The sequence below is a fragment of the Streptomyces sp. NPDC019443 genome, from assembly GCF_044389785.1.
GTDB lineage: Bacteria > Actinomycetota > Actinomycetes > Streptomycetales > Streptomycetaceae > Streptomyces.
The window spans coordinates 244,535-257,606 of record NZ_JBIRYJ010000009.1 but is presented as its reverse complement, the minus strand read 5'-3'; the positions used below and the strand labels follow the sequence as shown (position 1 = coordinate 257,606).

The 13,072-nt window shown below is 68.5% G+C and carries 11 protein-coding genes and 2 tRNA genes; 10 read left to right on the top strand and 3 right to left on the bottom strand.

Annotation, left to right across the window (positions count from 1 at the left end):
* The first annotated feature begins 39 nt into the window (after positions 1–39).
* From gyrA to ACH492_RS26900, 6 genes are all read left to right on the top strand, one after another.
* On the top strand, positions 40–2,631 hold the full coding sequence (gyrA, locus tag ACH492_RS26925) for a DNA gyrase subunit A (protein WP_398990249.1): 2,592 nt from the start codon (positions 40–42) through the stop codon (positions 2,629–2,631).
* An 87-nt stretch (positions 2,632–2,718) separates the two neighbouring features.
* A complete protein-coding gene (locus ACH492_RS26920; protein WP_398990248.1) occupies positions 2,719–3,273 on the top strand; it encodes a DUF3566 domain-containing protein in 555 nt (184 codons plus the stop codon).
* A gap of 59 nt (positions 3,274–3,332) precedes the next feature.
* Positions 3,333–3,406 (top strand) — tRNA-Ile (locus ACH492_RS26915).
* Between the two features lie 179 nt (positions 3,407–3,585).
* On the top strand, positions 3,586–3,720 hold the full coding sequence (locus tag ACH492_RS26910; protein WP_003958712.1) for a DLW-39 family protein: 135 nt from the start codon (positions 3,586–3,588) through the stop codon (positions 3,718–3,720).
* Between the two features lie 222 nt (positions 3,721–3,942).
* Positions 3,943–5,892 carry a VWA domain-containing protein gene (locus ACH492_RS26905; RefSeq protein ID WP_398990303.1) on the top strand — a complete coding sequence of 650 codons (1,950 nt, stop codon included), beginning with the start codon at positions 3,943–3,945 and terminating at the stop codon, positions 5,890–5,892.
* A complete protein-coding gene (locus tag ACH492_RS26900) occupies positions 5,889–7,316 on the top strand; it encodes a hypothetical protein (RefSeq protein ID WP_398990247.1) in 1,428 nt (475 codons plus the stop codon). The genes ACH492_RS26905 and ACH492_RS26900 overlap by 4 nt, the downstream gene beginning before the upstream one ends.
* A gap of 15 nt (positions 7,317–7,331) precedes the next feature.
* Here the strand turns inward: ACH492_RS26900 and ACH492_RS26895 are convergent, their stop codons facing one another.
* On the bottom strand, positions 7,332–8,711 hold the full coding sequence (locus ACH492_RS26895; protein ID WP_398990246.1) for a serine/threonine-protein kinase: 1,380 nt from the start codon (positions 8,709–8,711) through the stop codon (positions 7,332–7,334).
* 46 nt (positions 8,712–8,757) lie between these two features.
* Positions 8,758–9,306 (bottom strand): DNA-binding protein, encoded by a 549-nt coding sequence (locus ACH492_RS26890; RefSeq protein WP_356223380.1) that lies wholly within the window; start codon positions 9,304–9,306, stop codon positions 8,758–8,760.
* A gap of 179 nt (positions 9,307–9,485) precedes the next feature.
* Between ACH492_RS26890 and ACH492_RS26885 the strand changes: the two genes are divergently transcribed.
* Positions 9,486–9,558: transfer RNA gene (locus ACH492_RS26885), tRNA-Ala, on the top strand.
* Positions 9,559–9,924: 366 nt separating this feature from the next.
* Complete coding sequence (locus tag ACH492_RS26880) at positions 9,925–10,305, top strand: DUF6344 domain-containing protein (protein WP_398990245.1); 381 nt, start codon at positions 9,925–9,927, stop codon at positions 10,303–10,305.
* 55 nt (positions 10,306–10,360) lie between these two features.
* Here the strand turns inward: ACH492_RS26880 and ACH492_RS26875 are convergent, their stop codons facing one another.
* Positions 10,361–11,041, bottom strand: a complete 681-nt coding sequence (locus ACH492_RS26875) for a DUF5324 family protein (protein WP_398990244.1) — start codon at positions 11,039–11,041, stop codon at positions 10,361–10,363.
* A gap of 274 nt (positions 11,042–11,315) precedes the next feature.
* On the opposite strand from ACH492_RS26875, the gene ACH492_RS26870 reads away from it, so the two are divergent.
* Together ACH492_RS26870 and ACH492_RS26865 are read left to right on the top strand one after the other, a co-directional pair.
* Positions 11,316–11,849, top strand: a complete 534-nt coding sequence (locus ACH492_RS26870; RefSeq protein ID WP_398990243.1) for a peptidylprolyl isomerase — start codon at positions 11,316–11,318, stop codon at positions 11,847–11,849.
* Positions 11,850–12,005: 156 nt separating this feature from the next.
* Positions 12,006–12,905, top strand: coding sequence for a rhomboid family intramembrane serine protease (locus ACH492_RS26865; protein ID WP_398990242.1), 900 nt, complete (start codon positions 12,006–12,008; stop codon positions 12,903–12,905).
* The last annotated feature ends 167 nt before the right edge of the window (positions 12,906–13,072 follow it).

The window sequence follows — 13,072 nt, the reverse complement described above, 5'->3', positions numbered from 1 at the left end:
GGTCTGTCGCTGACCGCTTCGAAAGGATTTTGACCAGCAATGGCCGACGAGAACACTCCCGCCACAACTGAAGAAGAAGAGCCGACGCTGCGGATCGAGCCTGTCGGGCTCGAGACCGAGATGCAGCGCTCGTATCTCGACTACGCGATGTCCGTCATCGTCTCGCGTGCGCTGCCCGACGTACGGGACGGCCTCAAGCCGGTCCACCGACGCGTGCTGTACGCGATGTACGACGGTGGCTACCGGCCCGAGAAGGGCTTCTACAAGTGCGCCCGCGTCGTCGGTGACGTCATGGGTACGTACCACCCGCACGGCGACTCCTCGATCTACGACGCGCTCGTACGTCTCGCCCAGCCGTGGTCGATGCGCATGCCGCTGGTGGACTCCAACGGAAACTTCGGTTCCCCGGGCAACGACCCGGCCGCCGCCATGCGGTACACCGAGTGCAAGCTGATGCCGCAGTCGATGGAGATGCTCCGGGACATCGACGAGGAGACCGTCGACTTCCAGGACAACTACGACGGCCGTAACCAGGAGCCGACGGTCCTGCCGGCGCGCTTCCCGAACCTGCTGGTCAACGGCTCGGCGGGGATCGCGGTCGGCATGGCCACCAACATCCCGCCGCACAATCTGCGCGAGGTCGCGGCCGGCGCACAGTGGGCACTGGAGCACCCCGAGGCCACCCACGAGGAGCTGCTCGACGCGCTCATCGAGCGGATCAAGGGCCCGGACTTCCCGTCCGGTGCGCTGGTCGTGGGCCGCAAGGGCATCGAGGAGGCGTACCGCACCGGCCGCGGCTCCATCACGATGCGCGCGGTCGTCGAGGTCGAGGAGATCCAGGGCCGGCAGTGCCTGGTGGTCACCGAGCTTCCGTACCAGACCAACCCGGACAACCTCGCGCAGAAGATCGCCGACCTGGTGAAGGACGGCAAGATCGGCGGCATCGCGGATGTCCGCGACGAGACCTCTTCCCGTACGGGCCAGCGCCTGGTCATCGTGCTCAAGCGCGACGCGGTCGCCAAGGTCGTGCTGAACAACCTCTACAAGCACACCGACCTGCAGACGAACTTCGGCGCGAACATGCTGGCGCTGGTCGACGGCGTGCCGCGCACGCTGTCGCTGGACGCCTTCATCCGCCACTGGGTGCACCACCAGATCGAGGTCATCGTCCGGCGTACGAAGTTCCGCCTGCGCAAGGCGGAGGAGCGGGCGCACATCCTGCGCGGTCTGCTCAAGGCGCTGGACGCGATCGACGAGGTCATCGCGCTGATCCGGCGCAGTGACACGGTCGAGGTCGCGCGCGAGGGCCTGATGGGCCTGCTCACGATCGACGAGATCCAGGCCAACGCCATCCTCGAGATGCAGCTGCGCAGACTGGCCGCCCTGGAGCGCCAGAAGATCGTCGCCGAGCACGACGAACTGCAGGCGAAGATCAACGAGTACAACGCGATCCTGGCCTCGCCCGAGAAGCAGCGTCGGATCGTCAGCGAGGAACTGGCCGTCATCGTCGAGAAGTTCGGCGACGACCGGCGCTCCAAGCTGGTGCCCTTCGACGGCGACATGTCCATGGAGGACCTGATCGCCGAGGAGGACATCGTCGTCACCATCACGCGCGGCGGCTATGTGAAGCGCACGAAGACGGACGACTACCGCTCGCAGAAACGCGGCGGCAAGGGCGTACGCGGCACGAAGCTGAAGGAAGACGACATCGTCGACCACTTCTTCGTCTCAACGACGCACCACTGGCTGCTGTTCTTCACCAACAAGGGCCGTGTCTACCGCGCCAAGGCGTACGAACTCCCCGACGCCGGCCGCGACGCGCGCGGTCAGCATGTCGCCAACCTGCTGGCTTTCCAGCCGGACGAGCAGATCGCCGAGATCCTGGCGATCCGCGACTACAACGCCGCGCCTTACCTGGTGCTCGCCACCAAGGGCGGTCTGGTGAAGAAGACGTCTCTGAAGGATTACGACTCGCCCCGCTCGGGTGGCGTCATCGCGATCAATCTCCGTGAGACGGAGGACGGCAGCGACGACGAGCTGATCGGCGCCGAGCTGGTGTCGGCCGAGGACGATCTGCTTCTCATCAGCAAGAAGGCGCAGTCGATCCGGTTCACCGCGACCGACGACGCGCTGCGTCCGATGGGGCGTGCGACGTCGGGTGTGAAGGGCATGAGTTTCCGTGAGGGCGACGAACTGCTCTCGATGAATGTCGTCCGGCCCGGTACGTTCGTGTTCACTGCCACCGATGGTGGGTACGCGAAGCGGACCGCCGTCGACGACTATCGCGTCCAGGGTCGCGGCGGCCTCGGCATCAAGGCCGCCAAGATTGTGGAGGACCGTGGTTCGCTCGTGGGTGCGCTGGTGGTCGAGGAGACGGATGAGATCCTCGCCATCACCCTCGGGGGCGGTGTGATTCGTACGCGAGTCAACGAAGTCAGGGAGACGGGCCGTGACACCATGGGCGTCCAACTGATCAACCTGGGCAAGCGCGACGCCGTGGTCGGTATCGCGCGTAACGCCGAGGCGGGTCGCGAGGCCGAAGAGGTCGACGGGACCGAAGAGGCCGACGGTGAGGCGGTCGAGGCGGTGGTCGAGGGCACGGAGCCTTCGACCGGGGAGCACGAGGAGTAAAGCGTGAGTGGAGCCACGGGCGCCGGATCGGCCGATTCCGGAGCGAACGGTGCTCGTGGCCCTGCCGCGGACTCCCAAGGGGTTACGGTGACGGACACCCGGGGGCACACACCCCCGTACGAGAGATTTGGCGGCGAGCAGCCGGCGCCGCAGCAGGCCGGGCAGCCGTACCACCCGCCGCAGGCGTATCCCTCGCCCCAGGGCGGTGGCGGCGTGCCGCAGGCGGGTGGCGCTGTGCGCCGGCCGCGGACCGGGGCGCGTACGACGCCGCGCACCCGCAAGGCGAGGCTGCGGGTGGCCAAGGCCGACCCGTGGTCGGTGATGAAGGTCAGCTTCCTGCTCTCCATCGCGCTGGGCATCTGCACGGTGATCGCGGCCGCGGTGCTGTGGATGGTCATGGACGCGATGGGCGTTTTCTCCACGGTCGGCGGGACGATCAGCGAGGCCACCGGCTCCAACGAGAGCAATGGTTTCGACCTTCAGTCGTTCCTTTCGCTGCCGCGGGTGCTCATCTTCACCTCGGTCATCGCGGTGATCGATGTGGTGCTGGCCACGGCTCTCGCGACGCTCGGCGCGTTCATCTACAACCTGTCCGCGGGTTTCGTCGGTGGCGTGGAGCTGACCCTGGCGGAGGACGAGTAAGCAATTTTGGTACTGCCCCGGACGTGCGCTAATCTTCAGAGGTCAGCGCGCAGCGCGGCGGGGCTATAGCTCAGTTGGTTAGAGCGCATCCCTGATAAGGATGAGGCCACAGGTTCAAATCCTGTTAGCCCCACAGTTGTGATTCGGCCCGGACGGAGCTTCTCCGTCCGGGCCGATCGCTTTGTCCGGGGCTCGAGTTGGGGCGTTCGGCGGTCCCTCGCACGTCGTACGTAGGTCACCGATCGGTATCGGTCGGTGTGTATAGTCGGGCGCCAGAAGTCCTCATACGTCAAGGAAAGACGAGGTCGCGCGGTGAAGAAGCTTCTCCTGGTCGCACTGGCCGCCATCGGCGGGCTCCTCGTGTACCGCCAGATCCAGGCGGATCGCGCCGAGCAGGATCTGTGGACGGAGGCGACCGACTCCGTACCCGCAGGTTCGGGTGTGTGAGACGCAGCAGTCTTGGTACGAAGCCCCGGTCGCTGAAGCGGCCGGGGCTTCCTGCTGCCCGCAGCCTGCCCGCTGCACACAACCTCCCCCGCTGTGGCGTGACCGTGACAATCTTGCTCTTGAATTCACCGAAGCAAATCATTAGATTGCAAGAGCAAACTTCGGGGGCTGGGGAGGGGAACACGGGTGAAGGCACGACTGGGCCGCCGTACGACGGTGGCAATGATCGGCGCGGCGCTGCTCGCCCTGGCTGCGGGCCCGCTGCCGGCGGCGAGTGCGGCTGCGCAGGTCGGGCAAGCGGGGCGGAACGGGCAGGCGGGGGAGGCGAGTCGGGCGGGGCAAGCGCGGCAGACTGAAGCGCCGGACGGCAAAAGCGGCCTGGTGATGGTGCTCGACTCCTCCGGCTCCATGGCCGACGACGACGGCAGCGGGCAGACCCGGATGGCCTCCGCCCGCGCGGCCGTCGGGACCGTGGTCGACGCCCTCCCCGACGGCTTTCCCACCGGTCTGCGGGTCTACGGCGCCGATCGGCCCAAGGGCTGCACAGACACCCGGCTGGTCCGGCCTGTCGAGCCGCTCGACCGTGCGGGCATGAAGCAGGCCGTGGGGGCACTGCGGCCCAAGGGCGACACCCCCATCGGGCTCTCGCTGCAGAAGGCCGCCGAGGACCTCCCGAAACCCGCCGACGGCGCGATCGGGACCCGTACGATCCTGCTCATCTCCGACGGTGACGACAACTGCGGCTCTCCGCCGCCCTGTGAGGTCGCCGAGCAGCTCTCCAGGGACGGAGTCGGGCTGCGCGTCGACACGGTCGGATTCCAGGTGCGGGGCGCGGCGCGGCAGCAGCTGGAGTGCATCGCGAAGGCGGGCAACGGGCGCTACTACGACGCACCCGACGCCAAGGCGCTCGCCCGCCAGCTTCAGCGCTCCGCCCAGCTGTCGGCCGACGGATACCGCTTCCGTGGCAAGCGGGTCGAGGGCGCGCTGCGCCGGGACGCGGCGCCCTCTCTCGTACCGGGGCAGTATCTGGACACGATAGGACCCGGCGAGAGGCGGTACTACGCGGTCGACCTGGATGCCGAATCCACTGTGGAGTTTTCCGCGACGGCGGTGCCGCAGCCCGGGGCGGCGGTCGACACCTTCGACGTCCTGCGCACCAGGATTGCGTACGGCACTGACAGTGCCTGCGCCACCAGCACCGAGCACTTCTTCCAGAAGGAGGGAGCGACCCCTCTGACCTCGGCCGTAGCCAGGATTCCGAGCGAGAAGGGCACAAGGGGCTGCGACAAGGCGGGCCGGTACTGGCTGGTCGTCGAGCGGGAGAGCAAGAAGAACTCGGACGCCGCGCGCTGGCCGCTGGAGCTGACGTACGGCGTCGAGCAGCCGCTGCCCGAGGATGTGACGCCGGCTCAGTCGCAGCCTGAGTACGGGAAGGGCGACAAGGACGCCCTGCTGCCGACCGGGGACCCGCGCGATGTGACGGGCGGCACCGGCTTCAACGACGCCAAGGAGATCGGGCAGGGGGTGTGGCGGGACAAGGTGCTGCCGTCGCAGACGCTCTGGTACAAGGTTCCGGTCGGCTGGGGGCAGCAGCTGCGGTACGACGTGGAGTTCGCCAACGAGCCCACTGTGGACGGCTCTTCGTCGGTGTGGTCCTACGGAGCGACGCAGGTCTTCACGCCGGGGCGGGCGCCGGTCGGCGGCGGCACCGGGGAGTTCGGCCCGCAGGCCATCTACAACGGCCGGCCCATGGCGCTGGAGATGGGCACCGTGCCGGTCGCCTGGACCAACCGCCACGAGTCCCACCCCAATGTCGTCCCGGTGCACACCAAGGGCGGTTTCTACATCGCCGTCACGCTCGGCGCGAAGGCTGCCGAGATCGCCGAGAACCCGCAGATCGGTGTGGTGCTGCGGGTGGCGGTGATGGGCGACGAGCTGGCCGGGCCGCAGCACAACGCGCCAGCCCTCGCGAACAAGGCGGACAAGAAGGGTGATTCGGCTGCCCGCGCAGACAGCGATGCGACTGGCGGGGCAGGATGGACCGGCACCGCGATCGCCGCAGCAGCAGGCGGGGCGGTCATCCTGATCGCGGGCCTGGTGCTCGTACTGGTACGGCGCAAGCCGGCGACGGGCACCGCCACGGACACGACCACACCAAGGAGAAGCGCGTGAAGAGGCAGCGCGGCAGGGGCCGGGTGGCGCTGGCCGGCATGGCGGCGATGTGCGCGGTGGCGGCGCTGCCCGGGCAGGCGTGGGCGGTCGGCGAGCCCAATCCGTACGCCTTCGACAGCGAGGCCAAGGCGGTGCGGGGCTCGGCGGTCAACAGCGATGGGCCGCCCCTGACGGCCGGATCGACCTACAAGGACACGATCAGGCCCGGCGAGAAGCGCTACTACCGTGTCGACCTGGACGCCAAGACCAATGCGTACGTCTCGGCGGTAGCCGTCCCCAAGCTGGCCACCAAGGTCGGGTACGCGGACAAGCTGACGGTGAGTATCGAGGACCGATCCGGCACCAAGTGCGGTGACGACGACGCCCAGTTCGGCTCCGCCACGTACGTCAGGCCGGTCGCCGCGTACGCGGACCGGACGATCGACAAGGACAGCAGCAGCTGCCAGGAGGCGGGCGCGTACTACGTGCTTCTGGAGCGTTCCAGTGAGGGCACGTCGACGCCCGAGCCATGGGACGTGGAGATCCGTTTCGCCTCGGAGCCGGGTCTGAAGTCCGCCGGCCCGACGGCACCGCCCGAGAGCTGGCCGTCCGCATCGCCCGCCGCGCCCGGCGGCGGCCCGGAGAAGCGGCACGGCGGCACGAGCTTTACCGACGCCACCGGCCTCACGCAGGGCGAGTGGCAGGACAAGATCACGCCCGGCCAGACGCTCTTCTACCGGGTGCCGGTGGACTGGGGACAGCAGATCTTCGCCAGCGCCGACCTCGGCACCAGCGCGGCGGACGACAGCGCGCAGGGCGTCGGCAACGCCCTCGTGCTGGCTCTGCACAACCCGGCCCGCGGGATCGTGCAGGACGCGTCGAGCGTGTACTACGACGGTAAGCAGAAGTCGCTGGCGATGGATCCGGTGCCGCCGGTGGCGTACGAGAACCGCTACGACTCCGACCCCTCCACCAGCGCCATGCGGTTCGCCGGCTGGTACTACCTCTCGGTCACGCTCAACCCGGAAGTCGGCGAGGAGTTCGGCGAGACGGCGATCCCGCTGACCCTGCGGGTGAACGTCGAGGGCGAGGCGGAGAGCGCTCCGGCGTACGCGGGGCCCGCGGGGGACTTCGAGGTCACCAAGGACGACCAGGAGGCCGCGGACAGCGGGAAGAGCGCGCCGGAGGCGGCGAAGAGCGACACGATGCAGCTGGTCGCCGCCGCGGGGATCGGCGCCGGGATCGTGCTGGTGCTCGGACTCGGGGTGTGGACGCTGCTGGCACGGCGGCGGACGGCGACGGCGACCGCGGGGCTGGGGGCGGCGCCGACGCCGGGTCCTGTTGGTCAGGGACAGGTGCCCGGGCAGGCGCCAGCGCCGCGGCAGGCGCCCGGGCCGGGGCAGGCGCCCGGGCCGGGGCAGTACGGGCCGCCGCCCTCCTGGTAGTTCAGGACTGGCGGCTCAGGACTGGGTCAGCGCCCAGATGCCGACCGCGAAACAGAGCAGAGCAACGAGCAGCACCGGGACCGCAACCTTCGGGGGCGGTCCCGGTCGCTTTGTGGCCGCCGTCGGAATCGGTGCGTGCGGGAGCGGAACCTGCGGTCTCTGAGCGGTGTAAGCACGAGTAAGAGCTTGTTCGTACTGCACCGGGGCGGTCGGAGCGGTCTGCGACTGCGCTGGCTGCTCGGGCACTGGGGCGTAAGGGGGTGAGGCGCTGTGCGCTGGTACGGGTGTGGGGGCGGGGATCGGAGTGGGGGTCGGCGTTGGCTCCGCGGCCGCAGGCATGGGGGGAGGCGTGGACGGCTGCGCCGCGTACGGCAGTTGTGTGTTGTGCTGCTGTACGGGCGGCTGCTGGGGCGGCGGGGCCAGATGGAAACTGCCGGTCTCCGACGGGGGGAGCGGCTGCTGCACGGGAGCCTGCGCTCCCTGCTGACCTGCCTGCTGGCCTGCCTGGGGGTCGGTTACGGGACCGGTGGGGCCGAACCCCGCGGGGAGCGGCCCGATCTGGTCGAAGACCTCGACCGGCTCGTCGCCGGCGCCGGCCTCCGGCAGCATCTCGACAGCCGCCGTGAGCGCTTTGCGCGCACCCGTGGCAGTACGGAACCGGGCCTGCGGGTCGGGCTGCAGCAGACCGGCCAGCACCTGCCACAGCGGTTCCGGCATGCCCTGGGGGGCGCCGGGAGTGCCGTGGCTGGCGAAGTGCTCGACCAGAGCCCGGGAGTCGGGCTTTTGGCCCTGGAGCAGATAGAGCGCGACCAGGCCGACCGCGAAGAGATCCGCGGTGAAGTCCGGCTCCGCGCCCATCATCTGCTCGGGCGCGAAGTAACCGGGCGTGCCCACCACATAGTTGGTCTCGGTCAGCCGCGGCTCACCCTTGCGCATCGAGATCCCGAAGTCGGACAGCCGCAGGTGCGGCCGTCCGGTCCCGGTGGCCTCCAGCAGGATGTTCGCCGGCTTGATGTCGCGGTGCACGACCCCCTCCGCGTGCACCGCGGCCAGACCGGACAGCAGCTGATCGAGCAGGGTGCACACGAAACGGGGCGGCAGCGGGCCGTAGTCGCCGATCACATGCGCCAGCGACCCGCCGCTCACCAGATCCATGGTGAACAGCACCTTGTCGTCGTCCGCGGCCCAGCTGGCCGGGGCGAGGACATGGGGATGATCGATCCGCAGAGCCTGCTCGCGGACGAAGCGCAACAGTGTGTGCGCATCGCTCTGCTGCAGCACCTTGGCCGCCACATAGCGACGGCGCCGGTGGTCCCAGGCGCGCCAGACCGCACCGACACCGCCGCGCCCGATCGGGTCGATCAGTTCATACCGACCAGCGAAGACCTCACCCATCGCGCTGCGCCCGCTCCCCGTTCCCTTGTGAGGCGTCCTGCCTCGATCAGCTTTGGTGCGACTCGTAGTGGGCGACTGCGTCCGCCGTGCGCCCGGCGCCGTACACCCGGAGGAACTCTGCCAGTTCGGGGTGGCTCGGGGCGAGGGAGTCCGCCGCATCGATGATGTCGCCCGCCGCCGAGACGGAGCGCAACAGCGACTGGATCTCGCGTACGACGCGGCGCACAGTCGGCGCGCCGGAGCTGCTCGTGCTCTGGCTGGTGCCGGTCAGCACGGAGCCGCCCTGCGACTTCTTGATCTCTTCCATCCGGTCGGTGGCCTCGACCGCGCTGACGCTGCCGTCGGCGACCTGACTCGACAACTCCTGCAGCGCCTGCACCCGTTGGACCACCGCAGGGTTGCCGATCTTGGCCCGCTGGCCACTCATCAGCTGGGAGAGCATCGGCGCCGACAGCCCGAGCACCGCCGCGAGGCGAGCCTGGTTCAGACCCAGATCATCGATGAGCCGACGGAAGAGCGCCCCCAGTGGCTCTCCGTACCAGCTGCGCTGCAGTTCTCTGGCTCTTGCGGTCGTTTCCTGTTGTGCGGCGTCCATCGCGTCTCCCCATCGCTTCCCCAAGCGGGCTTCGCTGCTGCGAACCACGCCGAGCATCTTACGGAGCGTGGTCGCCGACCGGGAGCCCTAATCCTTTTGCAGGATCACGGGGGTCACCCGGTACTCTGGTCTGCGGCGGTGGCCGAGGCACGTCTCTGCTCGGTCGTATCCACCTTTCCGGGGCCTTAGCTCAGTTGGTAGAGCGCTGTCTTTGCATGGCAGATGTCAGGGGTTCGACTCCCCTAGGCTCCACGCTTCAAGACCCCCTTTGACCTGTGGAAACGCGGTTGGAGGGGGTCTTTTCTCTTACGATGGGCACGGCTCACCGGTCGCCGCGCGCCTGGCCGCCCGTACGCAGGGCCGGGCCGGGCCTCCAGGCTGTCGAGGACTCTCTGGAGCCTGCAGTCGAAGTTGTCCTCGCCGATCTTCTGCGGGTCATTGCACCGCTGTGTGCCGCCCCCGCTCGTCCTTGCCGCTGCGGGCGACGGCCGCCACTGGACCGTACGGGTGGTGTTCATCCGAAGAACTGCACGGCGGCGGCGTAGGTCCCCCACTTCCCAAGATGCGTACACATCATGAGGAAGGTATGTAGATCGCTCAACCCGAAAGCGAGGGGTCATGGCCGCCTTCAAGGTCAAGAATCTGTGGGCCGCGTTCATCACCGCGCTCTTTGCGCTGCTTGCGTCGGTGGGTCTGACCACCGCCGCAAACGCCGCTCAGCAGCCGGCCGTGCGGATGCCGGGCCGAGTGGACCTGCCGAAGCAGACGCGTCCGCAGGGTGTCCGGGCGACAGTGGCCCCCACTACACGATGGAGCCCCATCGCGCGCGGCAGGTCACTGCCACCCACCATCAAGCAGCGCATCCGCGCCGAGGCCCATGGCTCCTCACCCGCCACCAGACACCGGCCCGTGGTCGACGCCTACGGCGCCTACAGCGCCTACAGTGCGCTGAGCACCGCCTTCGCCCCCGGCGCGGATCTGGCCCTCGCCGCCGCATGAGGCGCCGGGAACTCACACTCCTCCCGACGCCACCGGCCACAGGGGCGGTATGCGATCAGCGACGGTCGTCGCGGTCTCTGGCCTCCGCCTCGGCCTGCTTCGCCTGCACCTCAGGATCGAGATCTTCCTGTCCAGTGCCGTCTACGGACGTCAGCGGTGCGCGGTCGGAGACCTCCGTGGCAGCGGGCGGTTCCACCAGCCAATCGGGGTTGGCCTGCTTGTCCCACCACTTCCAGGCCGCGAAAGCTCCGCCGGCCAGCACGCCGATGATCGCGAGACCCTTGGCGAGACGTCCGGCCCTGGACCGCCGTTCGCGCTTCCTCACCAGCTTCTGAATGTCCTTCGACGTCACCTGCCCGCGCAGAGCGGCCAGTGCGGCAGTGGAGCGGGCCGCTGCCTCTTCCCCTATGGGCTGAGCGACGGCCACCGCGTGCTCGACACGCGGCACGGTGTAATCCGCCGCCTGACGAGCGGCCTTACGGGCCTTCACCGCAGCTCGGTGCGCGGCTTTGTCGACCTTGGGCGGCACATGCGGCGCTACTCGCGCGTCGTACTGATGACGGGCCTGATTCGCGGCCTTCGAGACTTTGGGCGCGAGCCGTACGCGAGTCTCGTGTGCATAATGCGCCGTTTGGTGCTTGGCCGTGCCGGCGTAGGGCGCCACCACTTCCGCGGCGTGCAGCACGCTCTCCTTCGCCGTACCGGTCGCGGCGCGCACGCTGTCCATGCGGGTCACGGGATCCTCCTCCTCGGTGGCGTTCTGGGGTGCTGGGGTTCATCCCCAGTTGGGCACAGTTTCGCCTTTCCACCCGTTTGAAAATCATGCCTGTTGACGGCCGCCTCGGCATGCGGGGCGGGCATCCGGGTCATGAAGGGAGCTTTGCGGACGACGATGCCACGGTTCGCCCTTCAGCGCGCCGGTCGCGCGACGACTCGGCGCCCTTTCTCCCCGGGCGGCTCTTCCGTGCGAGGATCGGGGAACGTCAGAGAAGACTTACGGAAGGCAGATCGTGGCCGAGCAGCTTTACGCCACCCTGAAGACCAACCAAGGCGACATCGAGATCCGGCTTCTGCCGAACCACGCGCCCAAGACGGTCAAGAACTTTGTCGAGCTCGCCAAGGGTGAGCGTGAATGGACCCACCCGGCGACCGGCAAGAAGTCCACGGACAAGCTGTACGACGGTACGGTCTTCCACCGCGTGATCAGCGGCTTCATGATTCAGGGCGGCGACCCGCTGGGCAACGGCACAGGAGGCCCGGGGTACGAGTTCGAGGACGAGTTCCACCCTGACCTGGCTTTCGACAAGCCGTACCTGCTGGCCATGGCCAACGCCGGCCCGGGCACCAACGGCTCGCAGTTCTTCATCACCGTGTCGCCCACCGCCTGGCTGACCCGCAAGCACACCATCTTCGGTGAGGTCACGAGCGAGGCCGGGAAGAAGGTCGTGGACGCCATCGTGGGCACCCAGACCAACCCGCGCACCGACCGCCCGGTCAACGACGTCGTGATCGAGTCGGTCGTCGTCGAGACCCGTGAGGGCTGATTCCCGGATCCCCGGGTGTGAACCCGTGTGATCCCGTGTGAACCCGTGTGATCCCACGTCGTGATCCACGCGTGATCCCAAGGGAACCTTTTCGCCCCGCCCGTCCGTATGGATGGGCGGGGCGGTGTGATGAGCCGGAGAGATTGTGGGGACCTCATGGACCAGGCGCCAGGCAGTCCGCAGGAGCCGCAGGGCACGCACGGCCTGCCGAGCTGCTACCGGCATCCGGGCCGCGAGACGGGCATAAGCTGCACCCGCTGCGAGCGGCCGATCTGCCCGGACTGCATGGTCAGCGCCTCGGTCGGCTTCCAGTGCCCGGAGTGCGTCCGTACCGGATCCGGTACGGGACATTCCCCCACCGCCAACCAGCCGCGGACGCTCGCGGGCGGCACCGTCGAGGCGGACCCCTTCCTGGTCACCAAGATCCTCATCGCAGTCAACATCGCGGTGTACGGCGTGGTGCTCGCGCTCGGCGACCGGTTCGTCGCCGAGATGGAGCTGATCGGACTCGCCCGCAGTCCACAGCTCGGCGGCGAAATCGTCGGAGTGGCGGACGACGAGTGGTACCGGCTGATCACCGCGGCGTTCCTGCACCAACAGGTGCCGCACATCCTGTTCAACCTGCTGACCCTGTGGTTCCTGGGCAGGCTCGTCGAACCGGCACTCGGCCGCACACGCTATCTCGCCGTCTATCTGCTCTCGGGCCTCGCCGGCAGCGCTCTCGCCTATCTGCTGGCAGCGCCCAACCAGCCCTCGCTGGGCGCCTCCGGCGCGATCTACGGCCTCATGGGCGCGTTCGCCGTGCTCGTACGGCGTACGAACCTCGACATGCGGCCGGTCGTCGCCCTGCTCGCGCTGAGCCTGCTCTTCACCTTCACATGGCCGGACATCTCATGGCAGGGGCACATCGGCGGCCTGGTGGCCGGCGGTCTGGTCACCCTCGGCCTCGTCTACGCGCCGCGCGAGCACCGGACTCTGGTGCAGGTCGGGACCTGTGCACTCGTCTTCCTGGTGACCGTCGTGGTCGTGCTGGCGAGAACCGCCTCGCTCACCTGAGCGAGACCTTTCCCCAAAGTTGTCCACAGCGTGTGGTGGATCTTGTGCATGCTGTATGGAACAAGCGTGCCCCTTGTCGCTGAGCTGGGTTTCCCCAGTAAGGGCAAGGGGCCGGTCGCTTCACCAAGATGGCCGATGCAGTCACACCGGCGTCAATGCTCCGAGGG